A 23,199-nucleotide genomic window follows, 5' to 3' on the forward strand; every position below is an offset into this window, starting at 1 on the left:
TGTGCTAAATCTTATTGATCAGATGGGTTATTCTGTTTTTGAAGTAAGTCTCTGATTTCAGTTAATAAGATTGTATTTTCTTCTGGTTCTTCTTCAACTTCTTCTTTCTTCATCATAGTGTTAGCTACTTTGACGAATAAGAATAATGCAAAAGCGACGATTAAGAAATCAATAATCGATTGAATAAATAAACCATATTTAATACCGAACATTGACCAGTTTTTCGCAAAATCTACTGTTCCGAAAATCAAACCGATTAACGGCATAATAATATAAGTGACAAGTGATGTAACAATCTTATTGAATGCAGCTCCCATTACTACTGCGACAGCTAAATCTAATACATTTCCTTTAAACGCAAACTCTTTAAATTCTTTAAACACGAGTATGTCCTCCTAAATTTACTAAAGTTAATTATACATTAATGTTTTAAGTAATAAAATACATTTTTTTAGATGTTGGATTTTTTACTAATAGTAAGCGTCTGCTTAAAAAAAGTTAAAAATTCTTAGTTTTTTATCTGGTAAGAGGGTATGTTAAAGTAATGTATAATTTCAATGTAAGAAATCAAGTTGTTTATTGCTCAATGTATTTTTAATAAAATTGATTTTTATACGATTGTATAATCAATTTTCCTAAATTTGCCTATACAACTTGATTTTGTTATGATTATACTTGGTTTTTCGCTAAAATGATATTTTGTTATAAAATATCAAAAGCATATCATTGACAACAAAATAAATCAGAAAGGGAGTAATTGATTATGGATTCTTCTCAAAGAGGTAAGAAGCTCTCACCAGTCTTTATTTACGCTTCAATTATTGTACTTATTGTAGTACTCGCTGGTGCAATCTTCCCATCACAGTTTGATCATGTAACGAATACAATCAAACTATGGATTACCGATAAATTGGGTTGGTATTACTTAATCTTAACTACAATCCTAGTATTCTTCTGTGTTTTCCTTATCTTCAGTCCAATTGGAAAACTGAAACTAGGTAAGCCTAATGACAAACCTGAATTCAATACGATTTCATGGTTTGCGATGTTATTCAGTGCCGGTATGGGTATCGGTTTAGTATTCTATGGTGCAGCAGAACCAATGGGACATTTTGCGGCGCCGCCAAATGCGAAACCTGAAACAGCTCAAGCCTATACTGAAGCGTTACGTTCTACGTTCTTCCACTGGGGCTTCCATGCATGGGCAACTTATGGTGTAGTAGCATTAGCACTTGCATATGCACAGTTCAGAAAAGGAGAACCAGGTTTATTATCTAAGACTTTACGTCCTATTTTAGGAGATAAAGTAGATGGACCTGTGGGTACTATCATTGACGTATTAGCAGTCTTCGCGACTGTTGTTGGTGTAGCAGTATCATTAGGTATGGGTGCACTACAAATCAATGGTGGTTTACATTACTTATTCGGCCTTCCAAACAATGTTTGGGTACAAGGTATTATTATCGTTGTTGTGACTATCATGTTCATCGCATCAGCATGGTCTGGTATCAGTAAAGGGATCCAATACTTAAGTAACTTAAACATCGGTTTAGGTACAATCTTAATGATTGTTGCATTAATTATTGGTCCAACTGTTCTAATCTTAGACATGTTGACAAGCTCAACAGGTAGCTTGTTGAACACATTCTTAGCCAACAGCTTTGATACAGCAGCATTAAACCCACAAAAACGTGAATGGATGTCAGGTTGGACACTATACTATTGGGGCTGGTGGTTAAGCTGGAGTCCATTCGTAGGTGTGTTCATTGCGCGTGTATCTAAAGGACGTTCAATTCGCGAATTCGTTTCAGGCGTGCTATTAGTACCAGCATTAGTCAGCTTCATTTGGTTCAGTGTGTTTGGTGTACTAGGTATTGAAACTGGTAAAAAACACAAAGAAATCTTTGAAATGTCACCTGAGACACAATTATTCGCAGTATTTAATCACTTGCCTTTAGGCATTATATTATCAATTGTTGCGTTACTATTGATTGCATCATTCTTCGTTACTTCTGCAGACTCAGCAACATTCGTGTTAGGTATGCAGACTTCTTATGGTTCATTAGAACCGGCATCATACATTAAAGTAACTTGGGGTGTTGCGCAATCATTAATCGCGTTCATCTTGTTATTCTCAGGTGGAGATACAGGCTTAAACTCACTGCAAAGTGCAGCGATTATCAGTGCCTTGCCATTCTCCATTGTGATCATATTAATGATGATTGCCTTCTACAAAGATGCGAACCGTGAACGTAAGTTCTTAGGCTTAACATTGACACCTAATAAGCATCGTTTAGAAGAATATGTGAAATATTCACAACAAGATTATGAAGAAGATATTCTAGAAAAACGTAAAGTACGTCAACAATCACAAAATCTTGATTCTTAATTGAATTTTAGATGCGTTGTCTTTCAATTATTAAATTGAAAGGCAGCGCATTTTTTATTTTATTTAGGCTAAATAAATGAAAATTATTCTCAATACATAATAGATACTTATTACACGAACTCGATATGATAAGATATACTTATACATACTGATTATAAAACAAAAACAATGAACATTTGGTTTTTAATGAATATCAGTTGTATTCGCTATCATATCAATATACAATCTAAGTAAAGGCATAATATTAATCAGGGGGGATTTAGATGTCTTCTAACTTAAAAGAGCAAGCAAAGAAAACGTTTACTTTAAACGACAATACGTATACTTTTTACGATTTGCAGTCATTAGAAGAACAAGGTTTAACTAAAATCAACAAATTGCCATATTCAATTCGAGTACTATTGGAATCGGTATTACGCCAAGAGGATGGCTTCGTAATTACTGATGACCATATTAAAGAATTAGCAAAATTTGGTGATGGCGCTGAAGGTGAAGTACCATTTAAACCATCTCGTGTTATCTTACAAGACTTCACAGGTGTACCAGCAGTTGTTGACTTAGCTTCATTACGTAAAGCAATGGATGATGTAGGCGGCGATATTAATAAAATTAACCCGGAAGTACCTGTAGACTTAGTTATTGACCACTCAGTACAAGTAGACAGCTATGCGAATCCAGATGCATTACGTCAAAACATGAAATTAGAATTCCACCGTAACTTCGAACGTTACCAATTCTTAAACTGGGCAACAAAAGCATTCGATAACTACAATGCTGTACCACCAGCAACAGGTATCGTACACCAAGTTAACTTAGAGTACTTAGCTAACGTTGTACATGCAAGAGACGTAGATGGTGAAACAGTAGCATTCCCAGATACATTAGTCGGTACTGACTCTCATACGACAATGATCAACGGTCTTGGCGTATTAGGTTGGGGTGTCGGCGGTATTGAAGCTGAAGCAGGTATGTTAGGTCAACCTTCATACTTCCCAATCCCAGACGTAATCGGTGTTCGTTTAGAAAACCAATTACCACAAGGTGCAACAGCAACTGACTTAGCTTTACGTGTAACTGAAGAGTTACGTAAAAAAGGCGTAGTTGGTAAATTCGTAGAATTCTATGGTCCTGGTGTTCAACACTTACCATTAGCTGACCGTGCTACAATCGCTAACATGGCACCTGAATACGGTGCAACATGTGGTTTCTTCCCAGTTGATGAAGAATCATTAAAATATTTACGTTTAACAGGCCGTACTGAAGAACAAATTGAATTAGTTGAAGAATACTTGAAACAAAACCATATGTTCTTCGATGTGGAAAAAGAAGATCCTTCTTACACAGATGTTCTTGAATTAGACTTATCTACTGTAGAACCTTCTTTATCAGGTCCTAAACGTCCACAAGACTTAATTAAATTAGGCGACATGAAACAAGAATTCGAAAAAGCAGTGACTGCACCAGCAGGCAACCAAGGTTTCGGATTCGACGAATCTGAATTCGATAAAGAAGCAACAATCGAATTCGCAGATGGCCACACTGCTAAAATGACAACAGGTGATATCGCTATTGCGGCAATTACTTCATGTACAAACACATCTAACCCATATGTAATGTTAGGTGCTGGTTTAGTTGCGAAAAAAGCAGTTGAAAAAGGCATGAAAGTACCTGAGTACGTGAAAACATCACTTGCACCAGGTTCTAAAGTTGTAACTGGCTATTTAGATGATTCAGGCTTACAAGAGTACTTAGATGCATTAGGCTTTAACTTAGTAGGTTATGGTTGTACGACATGTATCGGTAACTCAGGTCCATTATTACCAGAAATTGAAAAAGCAATTTCAGGCGAAGACTTACTTGTAACTTCTGTATTATCTGGTAACCGTAACTTCGAAGGTCGTATCCACCCATTAGTAAAAGGTAACTACTTAGCTTCACCACCATTAGTTGTGGCATATGCTTTAGCAGGTACTGTAGATATCGACTTACAAAATGACCCAATCGGTCAAGACAAAGATGGCAACGATGTATACTTAGATGATATCTGGCCATCAATCAAAGAAGTTGCTGATACTGTTGAAAGCACTGTTACACCTGACTTATTCCGTGAAGAATACTCAGATGTATACACAAATAACGAAATGTGGAATGAAATTGAAACTACGGATCAACCATTATACGACTTTGATCCTAACTCAACTTATATCCAAAACCCTACATTCTTCCAAGGTTTATCAAAAGAACCAGGAAAAATCGAACCGCTTAAAGATCTACGCGTGATGGGTAAATTCGGTGACTCAGTAACAACTGACCACATTTCACCAGCGGGTGCAATCGGTAAAGATACGCCAGCAGGTCAATACTTGCAAGAAAATGACGTACCAATCAGAGAGTTCAACTCATACGGTTCTCGTCGTGGTAACCACGAAGTAATGGTAAGAGGTACTTTCGCAAACATCCGTATTAAAAACCAATTAGCGCCAGGTACAGAAGGCGGCTTCACAACTTACTGGCCTACAGGCGAAGTAATGCCAATCTATGACGCAGCAATGAAATACAAAGAAGACGGTACTGGATTAGTTGTCTTAGCAGGTAACGACTACGGTATGGGATCTTCTCGTGACTGGGCTGCTAAAGGTACAAACTTACTAGGCGTTAAGACAGTTATTGCACAAAGCTACGAACGTATCCACCGTTCTAACTTAGTAATGATGGGTGTATTACCGCTTCAATTCCAAGACGGCGACTCAGCTGACAGCCTTGGATTAGATGGTACTGAAGAAATTTCAGTAGACATCGATGAATCTGTAAAACCACATGACAAAGTTAAAGTAACTGCTAAAAAAGAAAATGGCGAAACAATCGAATTCGATGTAATCGCTCGTTTCGATTCACAAGTTGAATTAGACTACTACCGTCATGGCGGTATCTTACAACTTGTATTACGTAATAAATTAGCAAATGCGTAAGGCATCAACCTTATTTTGATAGAACTTGATGTGAGGCTAAGATGGTGTGAAACTGTCTTAGCCTCTTCATTTTGTGCTATGATAAAACATGGAATGAGAATAGAAAGTGTGGCGTAAAAATGATATACAGTATTACTGAAATAGAAGCAAGATACCAAGAAACTGATAAAATGGGATTTATTTATCATGGGAACTATGCGACATGGTTTGAAGTTGCTCGTACAGACTATATAAGCAAGCTTGGCTTTAATTATGCTGATATGGAAGCGCGTGGCATCATTTCTCCAGTCACGCACTTAGATGTGAAGTTTATTAAACCTGTGACTTATCCTGAAAAAGTAAGAATAAAAACATGGGTAGAACGCTATTCACGTTTACGCTCTTTATATCGTTATGAAATTTATAACGAAAAAGGAGAAATTGCGACAACAGGTTCAACTGAGCTGATATGTATGACAGAAGATACGCATACACCGATTCGTTTAGATCGTTATTTCCCAGACTGGCACGAAGTCTATCAAGAAGTAGAAAAACGAAACAAAGCTGGCGAACAATTTGAAGTGACTGATGGGATTCAATAATTAAATGAACGCAAAAAACTGGGACATATGAATGCCCCAGTTTTATATGTGTTTAGAGATGCTATTAAAATTTGAAAGTAATTTCATCTTTGTCATCAACATCGATAGTTATTGATACATCTTCAAAGTACCATAAGTCTTTTTCGGCAATAATGATGTCTACACCGTCATAGTCTTGTTCAAATCCAATTTCAATGGGTTGATCATTGCGGTTATCAATATTGAATGCAGGGCTGAAACCTTGTTTGATTTGAGGTTCTCCGCCATAACGCACAAAGATGTGAATGGCTTTTCCTTCTTGAGGTAATTCAAACTCATCTTTGAACCAGTTGATTGCTTTATCTGTCAATTTCAATTCCATGGTAAAACTCCTCTCATTATTACCAAATATTATGCTGCATATAAAGATTTATATATAAGAGTATAACCGTTATAACACCATGATTAACCTTAAATGCTCAATTTCTTTAAAAAGTATAGAACGGATTTGACAAAATTTTGTATAGTTATAAAAAAACCGGAACACATTTTGTCCCGGTTTGTGATTTACATCCATTTAATTTTAGGCTCTTCACCTTTGAAGATTCTTATAATATTTGTACGGTGTCTGATAATCAATAAGACAGCAACGATGATGCTGACACCTAATAAGATATAATCTTGAATAATGAGTGATCCGATGACACAGCAAATAGCTGCGACGATACTTGATAAGGATACGTATTTAGTCAGTTTTAATGTAATAAAGAAGATAGCTGCTAAGATTAAGAGTAAAATCGGAGCAACACCTAATACGACACCCGCACTGGTTGCGACAGCTTTTCCGCCTTTGAATTTAAGAAAGACTGGGAAAACATGTCCGACTATCGCAAATACACCGACAATCATACCATGTGTAAAGAACTCACTGATAGGTCCTGTCGTATGGATTGGAAACCATAGTGGAAAGAAAACTACAATAAAACCTTTAAATATATCTAAGAAAGTTACAGCAAATCCGGCTGGTCGTCCTAACACACGAAAACTGTTAGTAGCACCGGTATTACCGCTTCCATACTGTCTTATATCTTTTTTGAAAAATAATTTTCCGATTATGATACCGCTTGGGAATGAACCTACTAAGTAGGCGAGCAGCAGCATGAGTACAATCATCATTGACCTTGACACTTCCTTTATTGACGATAACGTTATTTTACCACACTCCAAGACTTTGAAGTGGACTGTTCTGTTATTTTCACGACACATTCTCGTTATATATAGTTTAAGCGACAATGTTCGATTTTCATAGTAACAAAATCTTTTATCGAAAGAAATCTTTTTTCGTTAGGTTGTAAAATGTTATCACATGCAAATCAATTTCTGACTTGCATTTTGATTTGATTTAAGTAAGAATGTTTATTGTAATGTTTTATAAACGAACGTACGTTTGTAGGAGGCGAAGAATCGATTGGCAACAAATAAACGACAAAACTATTCGGACGATTCTATTCAAGTACTTGAAGGATTAGAAGCAGTCCGTAAAAGACCAGGAATGTATATTGGGTCAACCGATAAACGTGGTTTACACCACTTAGTATATGAAATCGTAGATAACTCAGTAGATGAGGTATTGAACGGTTATGGTAATGAAATCAAAGTGACTATCAATAAAGACGATAGTATCACAATAGAAGATAACGGACGCGGGATGCCGACGGGGATTCATAAATCTGGCAAACCGACAGTCGAAGTTATCTTCACAATCTTGCATGCCGGCGGTAAGTTCGGCCAAGGCGGCTACAAAACATCAGGCGGCTTACATGGTGTAGGGGCTTCCGTAGTTAACGCATTAAGTGAATGGTTAGTCGTTGAAATTTATAGAGACGGCTCTATTTATGAACAGCGTTTTAATAAGGGGGGATTACCTGCCACTGGTTTAGAGAAAAAAGGAAAAACACGTAAAAAAGGAACGAAAGTAACGTTCAAACCTGATCCAGAAATCTTTAAATCAGCCACATCATTCAATTTTGATACATTAAGCGAACGCCTACAAGAATCAGCCTTCCTTTTAAAAAATCTAAAAATCACTTTAACAGACTTACGTTCTGGTAAAGAAAGAGAAGAAATTTATCATTATGAAGACGGCATCAAAGAATTCGTGTCTTACGTCAACGAAGGCAAAGAAGTTTTACATGATGTTGCGACGTTTTCAGGAGAAGCCAATGGTATCGAAGTCGATATCGCTTTCCAATACAATGATCAATATTCTGAAAGTATCTTAAGCTTTGTCAATAACGTACGTACTAAAGACGGCGGTACACATGAAGTCGGATTTAAAACTGCGATGACACGTGTGTTTAATGATTATGCGCGTCGCATTGGTGAATTAAAAGCTAAAGATAAAAATTTAGATGGTAATGATATTCGTGAAGGCTTAACAGCGATTATTTCTGTCCGTATTCCTGAAGAGTTATTACAATTCGAAGGACAAACGAAGTCTAAACTAGGTACGGCGGAAGCAAGAAGTGCAGTAGATAGTGTAGTCGCAGAGAAACTACCTTTCTATTTAGAAGAAAAAGGACAATTATCTAAATCACTTGTCAAAAAAGCAGTGAAAGCACAACAAGCCAGAGAAGCTGCACGTAAAGCACGTGAAGATGCACGTTCTGGTAAAAAGAACAAACGCAAAGATACTTTATTGTCTGGTAAGTTAACACCAGCACAAAGTAAAAATACAGAGAAGAAAGAACTGTATCTTGTAGAGGGTGACTCTGCAGGTGGTTCTGCTAAACTCGGTCGTGACCGCAAATATCAAGCTATTTTACCATTACGTGGTAAGGTTATTAATACTGAGAAAGCACGTTTAGAAGATATCTTCAAAAACGAAGAAATCAACACTATCATTCATACGATCGGTGCAGGTGTAGGAACTGAATTCAAATTAGAAGACAGCAACTATAATCGTGTCATTATTATGACCGATGCCGATACAGATGGTGCACATATTCAAGTTTTATTATTAACGTTCTTCTTTAAATACATGAAGCCGCTTGTACAAGCAGGCCGTGTCTTCATTGCCTTGCCTCCACTTTACAAATTAGAAAAAGGCAAAGGTAAAGCGAAGAAAGTAGAATATGCCTGGACAGATGATGAACTAGAAAATCTTCAAAAACAATTAGGTAAAGGTTTCAGCTTACAACGTTATAAAGGTTTAGGTGAGATGAACCCTGACCAATTGTGGGAAACTACAATGAATCCGGAAACGCGTACGTTAATTCGCGTTAATGTTGAAGATGAAGTTCGTTCATCAAAACGTGTGACGACGTTGATGGGTGATAAAGTTGCACCACGTCGTGATTGGATTGAACGACATGTACAATTTGGTATGCAAGAAGATCAAAGTATTCTAGAAAATGATGAAATCGAAATTCTAGATCAAGAAGCATACGATGAGGAGGAAGTAAATTGAGCGAAATCATCCAAGACCTTTCGTTAGAAGATGTCATTGGCGACCGCTTCGGCCGCTACAGTAAATACATCATCCAAGAACGTGCCCTCCCAGATGTCAGAGACGGGTTAAAGCCGGTACAACGTCGTATATTATATGCGATGTACTCAAGCGGCAATACATTTGATAAAAACTTCCGTAAGAGTGCCAAAACAGTCGGTGATGTTATCGGACAATTCCACCCTCATGGCGACTCTTCTGTTTATGATGCGATGGTGCGTTTAAGTCAAGACTGGAAATTGCGTCATGTGTTAATTGAAATGCATGGTAATAACGGGAGTATCGATAATGACCCGCCAGCTGCGATGCGTTATACCGAAGCGAAACTCAGTCAACTTTCTGAAGAATTATTACGCGACATCAATAAAGAAACAGTTTCGTTTGTGCCGAACTATGATGATACTACAACAGAACCGATGGTATTGCCTGCGCGTTTCCCTAACTTATTAGTGAACGGTTCCACAGGGATTTCTGCAGGTTATGCGACAGATATTCCGCCGCACAACTTAGGTGAAGTCATTAATGGAACTTTGAAGTTCATTGATAATCCAGATATTACAGTGAATCAGTTAATGAAACACATAAAAGGGCCGGATTTCCCGACTGGCGGCATTATTCAAGGTGTCGACGGTATTAAAAAAGCATATGAAACAGGTAAAGGACGTATTGTTGTTCGCTCTATGGTGGAAACTGAAACGTTACGTAACGGCAGACAAGAATTAGTAGTGTCTGAAATTCCATATGAAGTGAATAAAAGTGCGTTAGTCAAAAAGATTGATGAATTGCGTGCAGATAAAAAAGTGGATGGTATTGTCGAAGTACGTGATGAAACAGACCGTACGGGATTACGTATTGCGATTGAATTGAAAAAAGATGTTAATAGTGAAGCGATTTTGAACTTCTTATACAAAAATACAGATTTACAAATCTCTTATAACTTCAACATGGTCGCAATCAGTGAAGGACGCCCTAAACAAATGGGCATCCGCCAAATTATCGATAGTTACTTGAATCACCAAATTGAAGTTGTGACGAAACGTACGCGCTATGACTTGTTCCACGCTGAAAAGCGTATGCATATTGTTGAAGGCTTAATGAAAGCTTTATCTGTGTTAGATGAAGTCATTGCGATTATCCGCGGATCTAAAAACAAACGTGATGCGAAAGATAATTTAGTCGCAGAGTTTGACTTCACTGAAGAACAAGCAGAAGCTATTGTGACATTGCAATTATATCGTTTAACAAACACTGATATTGTGGCGCTTGAAGCGGAACATAAAGAATTAGAAGAGCAAATCAAAGGCTTACGTCATATCTTAGATAACCACGATGCTTTATTAAACGTGATTAAAGATGAATTGAAAGAGATTCGTAAACGTTTTAAATCAGAACGTTTATCTCGTATTGAAGCAGAGATTTCTGAAATTAAAATCTCTAAAGAAGTGATTGTGCCGAGTGAGGAAACAATTTTAAGTTTATCTAAAGATGGTTACATCAAACGTACTTCAATCCGAAGCTTCAATGCGAATAAAGTAGAAGAAGTCGGATTAAAAGAGGGCGACAGCTTATTACGTTACGTAGAAACGAATACGCAACATATCGCTTTAGTCTTTACAGATAAAGGCCGTTATCTCTACTTACCGGTGCATAAACTATCTGATATCAAGTGGAAAGACCTTGGTCAGCATATTTCACAACTTGTGCCGATAGAAAATGATGAACGTGTCATTGATGTCTTTACTGAACCAGATTTCAAACAAGAAGCGGATTATTTAATGGCTACGAAAAACGGTATGATTAAGAAAAGTGAGTTAGGTCTGTTTAAGACAACACGTTTCAATAAACCGCTGATTGCGATGAAATTAAAAGATGACGATGTAGTGATTAATGTGATGCGTATTGAATCACCGCAATTACTCTCAGTCATTACACATACAGGTATGTCATTAACTTATAGTTCGGATGAATTATCAAGTACTGGTTTACGTGCTGCAGGGGTAAAATCGATTAACCTTAAAGATGATGACTACGTAGTGATGACACAAGTCGTACATCCTGATAATACGATTTTAATGGCAACACAAAGAGGTGCAGTTAAACGTATCGGCTATCAAGTGCTAACAGAAGCTAAACGTGCACAACGCGGTATTAAACTGTTGAAAGAACTTAAAAGTAAACCGCATCGTATCGTAGGTGCTGATGTGATTGAAAATCCAGTTGCGACGTATACATTGTATTCAAACAAGGATACTTTCACAGGTACTGTCGGAGATGTACATTTAACAGAACAATATACAAATGGCTCATTTGTGGTTGATGTAGATAGCTTCGGAGATGTTGAAGCATTATCTGTATCAGATATGAGTGAACCTGAAGCATAAATTTAATGAAGTAAAGCTGTTCAAAAAAGGGACGTATATCCCTTTAAATTTGAACAGCTTTTCTTTGTGAAGGATAAGGTTTTTCAAAAAAATATAGTCAGATAATTGCTAAGATGATAAAATATAGAGTAAATCAAATGAAATAACAAGTGGTAGCACATTCTTTTAGAATCCTGCCTCTTGGTATTTTTTTTATTTAAGTGGTGTATATTGAAGAAAGCAGTCGATATATTCCATTGTTATGTATCAGATATACATAAATATTTAACAGAATATGAGGTAATAAATGTGAAAGATTTTGATAGTTTAGTACCTGGTTGGTTTAAAGCATTTGTTGAAGTAGGGAATGACCTGATTTGGTCACAATACTTAATCGGTTTACTGCTGACTGCAGGACTTTTCTTTACAATCAGCTCCAGGTTTATACAGTTTACGTCATTTGGAGAAATGTTTAGAGCGTTAGTGGAAAAACCTGAAACATTAGATAGCGGTGAAAAAGGGATTTCACCTTTCCAAGCTTTCGCAATCAGTGCAGGATCTCGTGTAGGTACGGGTAATATTGCCGGTGTTGCGACTGCAATTGTCTTAGGTGGTCCTGGTGCAGTCTTTTGGATGTGGGTCATCGCGTCTATCGGTGCTGCCAGTGCGTTTGTAGAATCCGTTTTAGCACAAGTTTATAAAGTACCTGATAAAGCAGGCGGTTTCCGTGGGGGACCAGCGTACTATATGACAAAAGGTTTGAATCAAAAATGGTTAGGTGTCTTATTTGCGGTATTAATTACGATTACATTCGCTTTTGTGTTTAATACAGTACAAGCCAATACCATTGCAGAATCATTGAAAACACAATATCATATCAGCCCAGTCGTAACAGGTATTGTCCTTGCAGTATTAACAGGAATTATCATTTTCGGTGGTGTAAGAAGTATCGCAACATTGTCTTCATATATCGTTCCGATTATGGCAATTATTTATATTGGTGTGGTATTAGTCATCTTAATCATGAACTATGACCAAATCATTCCAATGATTTTAACAATCTTCAAGAGTGCCTTTGGGATTGAACAAGCGACTGGCGGTGCAGTCGGTGCGGCAGTATTACAAGGGATTAAACGTGGTTTATTCTCAAACGAAGCCGGTATGGGTTCTGCACCAAACGCGGCAGCAACAGCAGCTGTACCACACCCAGTAAAACAAGGTTTACTTCAGTCATTAGGTGTATTCTTCGATACAATCTTAGTATGTACTGCAACAGCAATCGTTATTTTATTATACGGCGGTTTACAATTTGGTGAAGGTGCTCCACAAGGGGTTGCGGTAACACAATCAGCATTGAACGAACATTTAGGCAGTGCAGGCGGTATTTTCTTATCTGTCGCAATTACATTGTTCGCATTCTCATCTGTTATCGGTAACTACTATTATGGTCAATCTAACATTGAATTCTTATCTTACAATAAAACGGTGTTATTTATTTTTAGATGTTTAGTTGTATTATTAGTCTTCTTTGGTGCAGTCGTGAAAACAGAAACAGTATGGAGTACTGCGGATGTCTTCATGGGCTTAATGGCAATCGTCAATATTATTTCTATCATTGCCTTGTCTAACATTGCACTGGCTGTGATGAAAGATTACCATGACCAACGTAAAGCTGGTAAGAAACCGATCTTCAAGCCAGAGAACTTGGAAATCAATTTATTTGGTATTGAATGTTGGGGCGATCCAGCTAAACAATTATCACGTAAAAAATAATAAATAGAGTATGAGTTGAATAAGAGATTCAACCATTTGCTTCCCTTATCACACACATCATGTGTTGTTGATAAGGGATTTTATTTTTTTAGAAGTATAAAAAATGACAAATTATTGTATTTCTAGAGAAGAAAAACATGAAATAATAAAAAATAGTCCAAGTATGTACAAGGATATGGTAAAATAATTTCTAATTCAGCGCTATCAATAGTGAAATGGGCTATAATGAATAGGATAGAGTATTGAGGAGAAAAGGTGATCTTCATGAGCAGCTACGTGATAGAGAAAGCATTAAATAATAACGTCATCATCTGTAAAGATGAAACACAACAGCACGAAGTCGTTCTTATCGGAAAAGGTATCGGTTTTAATAAGAAAAAAGGGATGCGCTTATCTGACAAAGCAATGATTGATAAAGTTTATAAATTAGAACATAAATCTGAACAAGAACATTATAAAGCATTAGTAGAGATGGCTGATGATGATGTTTTACAATCAATTATTGAAGCGATTGATATCATCACGAAAGCGGATCGCTCAGTTGATGATAATGATTTAGTCGTCGCGTTAACGGATCATATCTTGTTTGCGTATAAACGTATCAAACAGCAGCAATTTATTAAAAATCCATTCTTAATTGAAACGAAACAGCTATACCCTGAATCATATCAAATTGCGGTTCAAGTGATAGAGCATTTAAACGGCTTGTTAGATATTGATTTTCCAGATGATGAAATCGGCTTTATCGCGTTACATATCGCAAGCAGTAAAGATGATTTAACTTTAAGCGAAGTAAGATTGACGAATGAGATTATCAATAAAAGTGTTCAAATTATGGAACATGATTTAGGTTATACAATTGATACAAGTTCGATTATCTATCAACGTTTTATCCGTCATATCCAATTCTTAATAAGACGCTTGCAAAAAGGTGAAACTATTCAAGTCAATGAAGATTTCGGAAACATGTTGAAAGCGCATTATCCCGTGTGCTATAATATAGCTGTTAAAATCATTAAAATGATGCAGCAGCATCTTGAAGTTCCTGTCTATGAAGCGGAACTCTCGTATCTGACGTTGCATATTTATCATTTTGCGAATAAAAATCAAAATCATAACGTGTAACTAATTCGATTAGGCATGAGTCATGAAAGTTGGTCGTACTTCCAGCTTTTATTACTCATGCCTTTTTTCTTTGCTGCTATGTCGCTAGGTGATGTTTACAACTTTATAAATTTAGGAGGAAACTTTTATGTGGAAAAAGTTTTTCGGTCAATTGCAACGTATTGGTAAAGCGTTAATGCTTCCTGTTGCGATCTTACCGGCAGCGGGTTTACTTTTAGCATTAGGGAACGCCTTTCAAGGCGATGCGCTTCAAAGTTTACTGCCTTTTATTAAAGTAGAAGGTGTTCAAAACGTTGCGAAAATGATGGAAGGTGCCGGTGGGATTATCTTTGATAACTTGGCCATTATCTTCGCATTAGGTGTCGCAATCGGGTTGGCCGGCGGAGATGGTGTTGCAGCTATCGCAGCATTCGTCGGTTTTATTGTATTAAACAAAACAATGGGAATGTTCTTAAATGTAACACCTGAAAAAGCAGCAGATGCTGCAAAAGGTTTTGCGACAGTATTAGGAATTCCGACACTCCAAACGGGTGTGTTCGGCGGTATCATTATCGGGGCTTTAGCGGCCTGGTGTTATAACAAGTTCTATAATATCTCGCTGCCAAGTTATTTAGGATTCTTTGCAGGGAAACGTTTCGTACCAATTATGATGGCGACGTTATCATTTATTTTAGCGTTTCCAATGGCGATTGTTTGGCCATTTATCCAAGGCGGCTTAAACGCATTCAGTGAAGGTTTATTAGCATCAAATACAGGATTAGCTGTATTCTTATTCGGTTTCATTAAACGTCTATTGATTCCGTTTGGTTTACACCATATTTTCCATGCACCGTTCTGGTTTGAATTCGGTTCATATAAAAACTTGGCGGGTCAAATCATTCATGGTGACCAACGTATCTTTATCGAACAAATTCGTGATAACGTACCTTTAACTGCAGGTAAATTCATGCAAGGTGAATTCCCAGTTATGATGTTCGGTTTACCAGCAGCAGCACTTGCGATTTATCAAACAGCGAAAAAAGAAAATAAAAAAGTGGTTGCTGGTTTAATGTTATCTGGTGCTTTGACATCATTCTTAACAGGTATCACTGAACCTTTAGAATTCTCATTCTTATTCGTAGCACCATTATTATTCTTCATTCATGCAGTATTAGATGGTTTATCATTCTTAATTCTTTACTTATTAGATGTGCACTTAGGTTACACATTCTCTGGTGGATTTATTGACTTCTTCTTACTCGGTATCTTGCCGAATAAGACACAATGGTGGTTAGTTATTCCAGTTGGATTAATTTATGCGGTTATTTACTATGTTATCTTCCGCTTCGTCATCCAAAAAATGAACTACAAAACACCAGGTCGCGAAGACAAAGAAATGCAGACATCTACAGTTTCAACAAATGAATTACCATTCAAAGTGTTAGACGCGATGGGTGGCGAATCTAACATCAAACACTTAGATGCATGTATTACACGTTTACGTGTAGAAGTAAATGATAAAGCAAAAGTAGATGTACAAGGTTTGAAAGATTTAGGTGCTTCAGGTGTGCTTGAAGTCGGTAACAACATGCAAGCGATCTTTGGTCCGAAATCAGATCAAATCAAACATAATATGCAACAGATTATGGATGGTAAAATCACATCTCCTGAAGAAACTACAGTGATTGATGAAGGTGATGCAACAACCAAAGTAGCGCAAACAGGTGACGCAGTGATTTATGCACCGATTACAGGTGAATTAGTAGATATTACAGAAGTACCAGATAAAGTATTCTCTGAAAAAATGATGGGCGACGGTATCGCAATCAAACCAGATAATGGTGATGTTTATGCACCATTCGACGGTACTGTGAAAATGGTCTTCCCAACAAAACATGCGATTGGTATTGAATCAGAAGATGGCGTGGAATTATTGATTCACTTCGGTTTAGAAACTGTTAAACTTGAAGGTCAAGGTTTCGACATCTTAGTTAAAGAAAACGATAACTTCGTTTTAGGCCAACCTTTAATGAAAGTCGACTTAGATTACATTATAGAACATGCTGAAAGTACGATTACACCAATCGTCGTTACAAATTTAAATGATCGCACATTAGAAGTGTTACAACATGGCCATGTTAACCATGGTGATAAAGCAGTCTTAATTAAATAGAAACAGCTACACAGAAACAACACCTTAGACACTTTAATCGATGCGTCATGCACATTGAGCACGAGCTATGAAACTCTAGGAGGTTTCTAGCTCGTGCTTTTTTTATACAAGGAGGTTATCTATGAAACAGTTATTCAAATTCTTTTTTGGACAATTACAACGTATTGGTAAAGCCTTAATGTTGCCAGTGGCGATTTTACCTGCAGCTGGGATCTTACTGGCGTTCGGTAATGCGATGCACAACGAACAAATCTTACACTACGCACCTTGGATGGAAAATCATTATATTCAGATGGTCAGTCAGATTATGGAAGTATCTGGTCAGGTCATCTTTGATAACTTGCCATTACTCTTTGCGATGGGGACAGCACTTGGTTTAGCAGGCGGTGATGGTGTTGCTGGTATTGCGGCACTAGTCGGTTATTTAATTATGAATGCGACCATGGGTAAAGTCGTAGGTATTACAATTGATGATATTTATTCTTATGCTGAAGGGGCTAAAACGTTAGGACAATCAGCAAAAGACCCGGCACATGCTTTGATATTAGGCATACCGACCTTACAAACAGGTGTATTCGGCGGGATTATTATCGGGGCTTTAGCAGCGATATGTTACAACCGCTTCTACAACATTCAACTTCCTCAATTTTTAGGATTCTTTGCTGGGAAACGATTTGTACCGATTATTACATCATTAGTCGCAATCGTGACAGGGATTGTTTTAAGTTTTGTATGGCCACCTGTTCAAGATGGCTTAAATAACTTATCTAATTTCTTATTAGGTAAAAACTTAGCTTTAACGACATTTATTTTCGGGATTATTGAACGTTCACTTATTCCATTTGGTTTACATCATATTTTCTATGCACCATTTTGGTTTGAGTTCGGACATTATACAAATGAAGCGGGTAACTTAATTCGTGGTGACCAACGTATTTGGATGGCACAATACCAAGATGGTGTACCGTTTACGGCAGGGGCTTTTACCACAGGTAAATATCCATTTATGATGTTCGGTTTGCCAGCAGCAGCGTTCGCGATTTATCGTCAAGCGAAACCAGAACGTAAAAAAGTAGTCGCAGGTTTAATGTTATCAGCAGGGCTTACAGCCTTTTTAACAGGGATTACAGAACCATTAGAATTCTCATTCTTATTTGTAGCGCCGATTCTTTATGTTGCACATGTCATTTTAGCAGGTTCTTCATTCTTAATTATGCATTTATTAGGCGTTAAAATCGGTATGACCTTCTCAGGCGGTTTTATTGATTATATTTTATATGGCTTATTATCATGGGATCGTTCCAATGCGTTATTAGTGATTCCAGTCGGTATTTGTTATGCAGTTGTGTACTACTTCTTATTCACATTCTTAATTAAGAAAATGAACTTGAAAACACCAGGTCGTGAAGATCAAGAAGTGACACAAACGAACGTGTCAGTGAGTGAATTACCATTTAAAGTATTAGATGCGATGGGTGGTAAAAACAACATTAAACATTTAGATGCATGTATTACACGCTTACGTGTAGAAGTGAATGATAAGTCTCAAGTAGATGTTCAAGAATTAAAAGATTTAGGAGCATCAGGTGTCCTTGAAGTCGGCAATAATATGCAGGCGATTTTCGGACCGAAGTCAGATCAAATCAAACATGATATGCAACAGATTATGGATGGCAAGATTACGTCTCCAGTAGAAACGACAGTAACAGAAGATGGTGATGCAGAAACAGCAGAAGTTGTAGCTGAGGGCGGTGCAGTAATTTATGCGCCGATTACAGGTAAAGTCGTTTCGCTTTCAGAGGTGCCTGACCAAGTCTTCTCTGGCAAAATGATGGGAGACGGTTTTGCGATTCAACCATCTAAAGGTGAAGTCTACGCACCATTTGATGGTACAGTGAAGATGATCTTCCCAACCAAACATGCACTGGGTTTAGAATCTAAAGACGGCGTAGAATTATTAATTCATTTCGGCTTAGAAACCGTTAAATTGGAAGGCCAAGGCTTTGATATTTTAGTTGAAGCAGGGGATAAAATTGTACTGGGCCAACCGTTGATGAAAGTAGATTTAGATTATATTGAGAAACATGCGGATAGTACTATCACACCGATTATCGTCACAAATCAAGAACAACCAGAAATAGAGTTGGTTCATGAAGGTGAAGTGACACATGGGGATAAAATCGCTATAGTCAAACCATAGTAAATCAAACACAAACTGGTGTCTAAATTTTTTTAGGCATCAGTTTTTATTTTTAGGGTTAGGGGTAAAGAGTAGCGTTGAAGGGAATGATAAATAAAAAGTTTCTTTTTTTACAAAATAGCGATAAAATATGATTAATCAATAGCAAGGAATGGTGAAGTACATGGAAAATAATGATAAACCGAAGCGTTTTTCGCTGAGTGAAACACGGTTTATGAGATTTATCGGAGGTAAGAACTTGATGTTCGGTCTTCTGATGTTGATTATGATTGGATTAACAATATTTATATTTGATAAAGTATCGTACATATTCCACCCGTTTGTGATCATATTCAATACGATTGCAGCGCCGGTTATTTTAGGTTTGATCTTATTCTACTTGTTAAATCCAGTTATTCAATTTATGGAACGTTATAATATCCCAAGACTATGGGGGATTATTATTCTGTTTTGTTTCGCTGCAGCGGTGATTGCGTTAGTGGTTAATTTACTAATTCCAGTCATCAGCGATCAAATCAAAACGTTCGCGCATAACTTCCCACGTTATGTAGATAAATTTAATGAAATGGTTGATCAAGTAACCAGCTGGTCGCATTTTGCGGGTATGTCTGATTTCTATACGCAAATTCAAGATCAGCTTGATAAAATAGCGAAGAAAGTACCGACAATGGTTTCAGATTTCTTTGATGGTTTCGGAACGAAGATTATGTCAATCGCTGAAGCGGTTGTGAATATTGGTGTGGTTATCGTCACAACACCATTCGTACTCTTCTTCTTCTTAAAAGATGGTCATCGCTTCAAAGCAGGTTTAACAAAAGTGATGCCACCGAAATATCGCCAAGATGTGCATGAAGTAATTGAAAGCATGAGCTTACAAGTAGGTTCATATATCCAAGGTCAAATCATTGTATCATTTTGTATCGGTATCTTACTCTTTATCGGTTATTCGATTATCGGTTTAGATTACAGCTTAGTTTTAGCGAGTATTGCGGCAGTCACTAGTGTGGTTCCTTATTTAGGACCAACCATCGCAATTTCTCCAGCTATTATTATGGCATTGATTACATCACCGATTATGTTAGTAAAATTAATTGTTGTGTGGACAGCAGTTCAATTTATTGAAGGTCACTTTATTTCACCTAACGTCATGGGTAAAACATTAAAGATTCATCCTTTGACAATTATCTTTGTATTATTATGTGCAGGTAATTTACTTGGTATTGTGGGTGTCATTCTCGCAATTCCTGGTTATGCGGTCATTAAAGTGTTAGTCACACACTTATTCGGTATGTATAAACGTCGTTATAACCGTTATTATGGTCAAGATTCAGGACCTTATGAAGTTGCTGATGATGAGTGGGCAGATAATCCGAATAATCAATTGAAGTAAAGTAACGTATAAGGCATGACACTTTTGTTAGGTGTCATGCCTTATTTTTTTGGTGCTTTGACATATAATTATGTGGTAACATTTTGGTATATTATAAATCATTTCATGAATTGCTTGAAATGGTGTGAGGAATTGAGGGAAACAATGTCAAAACAATTAAAAGGTAGATTAATCACCGGTGCGAAAATTGTGTTTGCGACTGTTCTTTTTATCTTAGTTGTGACGACTTTATACAAAGAACTCTCAACCATGAACTTTAAAAAATTATTTGTACTGTTTGAAAAATTGAATCGTGTTGAATTAACGAGTCTGTTAGTTGCTGGTGGCTTATCTATATTATTATTAAGCCTGTATGATGTGACGATGGTACGGACTTTAAAATTGAAAATGTCTTTATTTAAAGTATTACGTGTCAGCTATATTATCAATGCGTTGAATTCTATTATCGGATTTGGAGGCTTTATAGGTGCGGGTGCACGTCTATCAGTCTATAAACCTTACGTGAAAGATACGAAAACGTTATTGCATTATATTTCATTGGTTTTATTATCGATGTTGACTGGTTTAAGCATGCTGTCGATTCTAGTCGTGACCCATGTCTTTAATGCGAAACATTTACTGAATGATTATCCAGTAGTACATGTTTTACTCTATGTGGTCGCATGTTTCTTGCCTGTATTTATCTTTATCACAATTAAAAAACCAGTAGAACCGTCTCGTCGTTTTACAGGTGTCTATTTAACACTAGTGTCAGGTGTGGAATGGTTAGCCGCAAGTTTTGTACTCTATTTTGCATTACGAATTGTCAACTTAGATGTGTCATTCACATCATTTGTCGGTATCTTTATTATTGCGGCGATTGCCGGGTTAATCAGTTTTATTCCTGGTGGTTTCGGGGCATTTGATGTCGTGATTTTAGTCGGCTTGAAGCACTTGAATTTACCAGAAGAAAAAATTGTCTTAGCGTTGATGTTATATCGTTTTGCGTATTATATCATTCCAGTGATTATTGCGTTAATCTTATCAATGTTTGAGTTCGGTACTTCAGCTAAACGTTATATTGAACAATCGAAGTACTATACACCAGCAAAAGAAGTGACTTCATTTTTATTTTCATATCAAAAATCTATCACTTCTAAAATTCCATCGCTTTCTTTAGCGGTACTGGTCATGTTTACGAGTTTAGTCTTTATCTTAAATAACGTCAGTATTATTTATGAAGGCTTATATGATCCGAACCATATGTTTTATTATATTGTGGTGACGATTCATACGAGTGCTTGTTTAATTCTGATGTTGAACGTTCGCGGTATCTTTAAACAAAGCCGCAGAGCCATATTATTTGCGATGGTTTCTATCGTGTTGATCTTTGTGATTACAGTGTATACGAATACCTCATTTTTATTAATTACGTGGTTGCTTGTGGTATTTAGTTTATTGATTTATGCCTTTATGAAAGCACAAGTCTTAAAACGTCCGATTCGTTTACGCCATATAGTTTCAATGCTGATTATTAGTATTGTTATGCTGACACTGAATCACTATATGATTGTCTTTGTATTAGATGCGGTAGATGCTTATCGTATTGAAGTAGATAACTCAATGTTACGTTATTACTTATGGTTGACCATTCTGGTTGTTATTATTATCGTGACGTTTATTGTCTGGTTATTTGAAAATGCGTATCGTAAAGATTATCCAGCCAATGATATCGAACAGTGTGAAGCGATTATCGAAAAATTCGGCGGCAACTATTTAAGCCATTTGCTTCATAGTGGAGATAAAACTGTGTATATGGATGAATCGAAAGAAGCGTTTGTGATGTATCGCTTTAAACTTAATTGTATTGTGGTATTAGGTGATCCGATTGGTAACCCTAAACGATTTAATGATTTGTTTGAATCGTTGTACCATTATGCTAGAGATTTGGGTTATGAAGTGATTTTCTATCAAGCGACAAATCGTCATATGCCGCTATATCATGATTTTGGTAACCAGTTCTTTAAATTGGGTGAAGAAGCGGTCATTGATTTAACAACATTTACAACTTCTGGTAAAAAACGCAGAGGATTCAGAGCAACGTTAAATAAACTAGAAGACCAAAATGTTCACTTTGAGATTATAGAACCGCCATATACAGATGAATTCCTTAAAGAGTTGGAAGATATTAGTGATCAATGGTTAGACGGTAAAAATGAAATGCATTTCTCAGTCGGCCGTTTCACACATGATTATTTATCAAAAGCACCGATTGGAATTCTAAAAGAAGAAAATGGCCGTGTCATCGCATTCTGCAGTTTAATGCCGACGTATTACAATGATTCCATTTCAGTAGATTTAATTCGTTGGTTGCCAGATGTAGATTTACCGTTGATGGATGCGCTCTATCTGCATATGTTGTTATGGAGCCAAGAAAAAGGCTACAAAGCATTTAACATGGGTATGGCGACCTTATCCAATGTCGGTCAAAATGAATACTCATATTGGAATGAACGTGTCGCAGGTAAAATCTTTGATAACTTTAATACGTTATATCGCTTCAGCGGTTTAAGACGTTATAAAGATAAATTCAAACCAGAGTGGGAACCACGATATTTAGTTTACTCAAGACACAGTTCTTTATGGCAAAGTATGATTAAAGTGTTGTTAGTAATTCGTTCTAAACACTAGTTGAACCGTTTCATACTGCAAGGTGCATATAAAGATTGAGGCCAAAAAAGGTCTCGGTCTTTTTTTAATGGTTTACGATTAAACGTATGTAAACTTTGTTATC

14 protein-coding genes are annotated in these 23,199 nt (G+C 36.8%); 11 read left to right on the forward strand and 3 right to left on the reverse strand.

The genetic code is table 11. From position 1 onward, the window contains the following. Positions 1 to 11: 11 nt before the first annotated feature. Positions 12 to 383 carry a large conductance mechanosensitive channel protein MscL gene (mscL, locus tag KRR19_RS05770; protein WP_002480859.1) on the reverse strand — a complete coding sequence of 124 codons (372 nt, stop codon included), beginning with the start codon at positions 381 to 383 and terminating at the stop codon, positions 12 to 14. 380 nt (positions 384 to 763) lie between these two features. Between mscL and KRR19_RS05775 the strand changes: the two genes are divergently transcribed. The 3 genes from KRR19_RS05775 to menI all read left to right on the forward strand — a co-directional run bounded on the left by KRR19_RS05775 (position 764) and on the right by menI (position 5,939). Further along, positions 764 to 2,389, forward strand: coding sequence for a BCCT family transporter (locus tag KRR19_RS05775; RefSeq protein WP_002480860.1), 1,626 nt, complete (start codon positions 764 to 766; stop codon positions 2,387 to 2,389). A 263-nt stretch (positions 2,390 to 2,652) separates the two neighbouring features. Next, the gene (gene acnA / locus KRR19_RS05780) at positions 2,653 to 5,358 is read left to right on the forward strand and encodes an aconitate hydratase AcnA (RefSeq protein WP_002480861.1); all 2,706 of its coding nucleotides are present in this window, start codon (positions 2,653 to 2,655) and stop codon (positions 5,356 to 5,358) included. A 119-nt stretch (positions 5,359 to 5,477) separates the two neighbouring features. Further along, positions 5,478 to 5,939: a 1,4-dihydroxy-2-naphthoyl-CoA hydrolase MenI gene (gene menI / locus KRR19_RS05785; RefSeq protein ID WP_002480862.1), complete on the forward strand. Its 462-nt coding sequence runs from the start codon at positions 5,478 to 5,480 to the stop codon at positions 5,937 to 5,939. A gap of 64 nt (positions 5,940 to 6,003) precedes the next feature. On the opposite strand, the gene KRR19_RS05790 is transcribed toward menI, so the two are convergent. Both KRR19_RS05790 and plsY read right to left on the reverse strand, forming a co-directional pair. Continuing rightward, entirely contained in the window at positions 6,004 to 6,300 is a 297-nt protein-coding gene (locus tag KRR19_RS05790) for a HesB/YadR/YfhF family protein (protein WP_002480863.1), read from the reverse strand. 185 nt (positions 6,301 to 6,485) lie between these two features. Beyond that, a complete protein-coding gene (gene plsY, locus KRR19_RS05795) occupies positions 6,486 to 7,094 on the reverse strand; it encodes a glycerol-3-phosphate 1-O-acyltransferase PlsY (RefSeq protein ID WP_023015251.1) in 609 nt (202 codons plus the stop codon). Positions 7,095 to 7,386: 292 nt separating this feature from the next. On the opposite strand from plsY, the gene parE reads away from it, so the two are divergent. From parE to mprF, 8 genes are all read left to right on the forward strand, one after another. After that, positions 7,387 to 9,387, forward strand: coding sequence for a DNA topoisomerase IV subunit B (gene parE, locus KRR19_RS05800; protein WP_023015250.1), 2,001 nt, complete (start codon positions 7,387 to 7,389; stop codon positions 9,385 to 9,387). After that, entirely contained in the window at positions 9,384 to 11,807 is a 2,424-nt protein-coding gene (gene parC, locus KRR19_RS05805) for a DNA topoisomerase IV subunit A (protein WP_107587361.1), read from the forward strand. The genes parE and parC overlap by 4 nt, the downstream gene beginning before the upstream one ends. A 288-nt stretch (positions 11,808 to 12,095) precedes the next feature. Beyond that, positions 12,096 to 13,559: a glutamine transporter AlsT gene (gene alsT / locus KRR19_RS05810; protein WP_002480867.1), complete on the forward strand. Its 1,464-nt coding sequence runs from the start codon at positions 12,096 to 12,098 to the stop codon at positions 13,557 to 13,559. A gap of 264 nt (positions 13,560 to 13,823) precedes the next feature. Further along, the gene (gene glcT / locus KRR19_RS05815) at positions 13,824 to 14,684 is read left to right on the forward strand and encodes a glucose PTS transporter transcription antiterminator GlcT (RefSeq protein ID WP_037556387.1); all 861 of its coding nucleotides are present in this window, start codon (positions 13,824 to 13,826) and stop codon (positions 14,682 to 14,684) included. A 127-nt stretch (positions 14,685 to 14,811) separates the two neighbouring features. Continuing rightward, positions 14,812 to 16,836 (forward strand): glucose-specific PTS transporter subunit IIBC, encoded by a 2,025-nt coding sequence (gene ptsG, locus KRR19_RS05820; protein ID WP_156666555.1) that lies wholly within the window; start codon positions 14,812 to 14,814, stop codon positions 16,834 to 16,836. A 121-nt stretch (positions 16,837 to 16,957) separates the two neighbouring features. Then, positions 16,958 to 19,036, forward strand: a complete 2,079-nt coding sequence (gene ptsG / locus KRR19_RS05825) for a glucose-specific PTS transporter subunit IIBC (protein ID WP_023015246.1) — start codon at positions 16,958 to 16,960, stop codon at positions 19,034 to 19,036. 163 nt (positions 19,037 to 19,199) lie between these two features. Then, positions 19,200 to 20,426: an AI-2E family transporter gene (locus tag KRR19_RS05830; RefSeq protein WP_031262556.1), complete on the forward strand. Its 1,227-nt coding sequence runs from the start codon at positions 19,200 to 19,202 to the stop codon at positions 20,424 to 20,426. Positions 20,427 to 20,570: 144 nt separating this feature from the next. After that, the gene (mprF, locus tag KRR19_RS05835; protein WP_023015244.1) at positions 20,571 to 23,096 is read left to right on the forward strand and encodes a bifunctional lysylphosphatidylglycerol flippase/synthetase MprF; all 2,526 of its coding nucleotides are present in this window, start codon (positions 20,571 to 20,573) and stop codon (positions 23,094 to 23,096) included. Positions 23,097 to 23,199: the final 103 nt, after the last annotated feature.

The organism is Staphylococcus sp. CWZ226 (assembly GCF_018986355.1).
GTDB classification, from domain to species: domain Bacteria; phylum Bacillota; class Bacilli; order Staphylococcales; family Staphylococcaceae; genus Staphylococcus; species Staphylococcus simulans.

Coding starts and splice junctions, on each gene's coding strand:
- KRR19_RS05775 (WP_002480860.1), top strand. CDS start 764: ATGGATTCTTCTCAAAGAGGTAAGAAGCTCTCACCAGTCTTTATTTAC.
- acnA (WP_002480861.1), top strand. CDS start 2,653: ATGTCTTCTAACTTAAAAGAGCAAGCAAAGAAAACGTTTACTTTAAAC.
- menI (WP_002480862.1), top strand. CDS start 5,478: ATGATATACAGTATTACTGAAATAGAAGCAAGATACCAAGAAACTGAT.
- KRR19_RS05790 (WP_002480863.1), bottom strand. CDS start 6,300: ATGGAATTGAAATTGACAGATAAAGCAATCAACTGGTTCAAAGATGAG.
- plsY (WP_023015251.1), bottom strand. CDS start 7,094: ATGATGATTGTACTCATGCTGCTGCTCGCCTACTTAGTAGGTTCATTC.
- glcT (WP_037556387.1), top strand. CDS start 13,824: ATGAGCAGCTACGTGATAGAGAAAGCATTAAATAATAACGTCATCATC.
- ptsG (WP_156666555.1), top strand. CDS start 14,812: ATGTGGAAAAAGTTTTTCGGTCAATTGCAACGTATTGGTAAAGCGTTA.
- ptsG (WP_023015246.1), top strand. CDS start 16,958: ATGAAACAGTTATTCAAATTCTTTTTTGGACAATTACAACGTATTGGT.
- KRR19_RS05830 (WP_031262556.1), top strand. CDS start 19,200: ATGGAAAATAATGATAAACCGAAGCGTTTTTCGCTGAGTGAAACACGG.
- mprF (WP_023015244.1), top strand. CDS start 20,571: ATGTCAAAACAATTAAAAGGTAGATTAATCACCGGTGCGAAAATTGTG.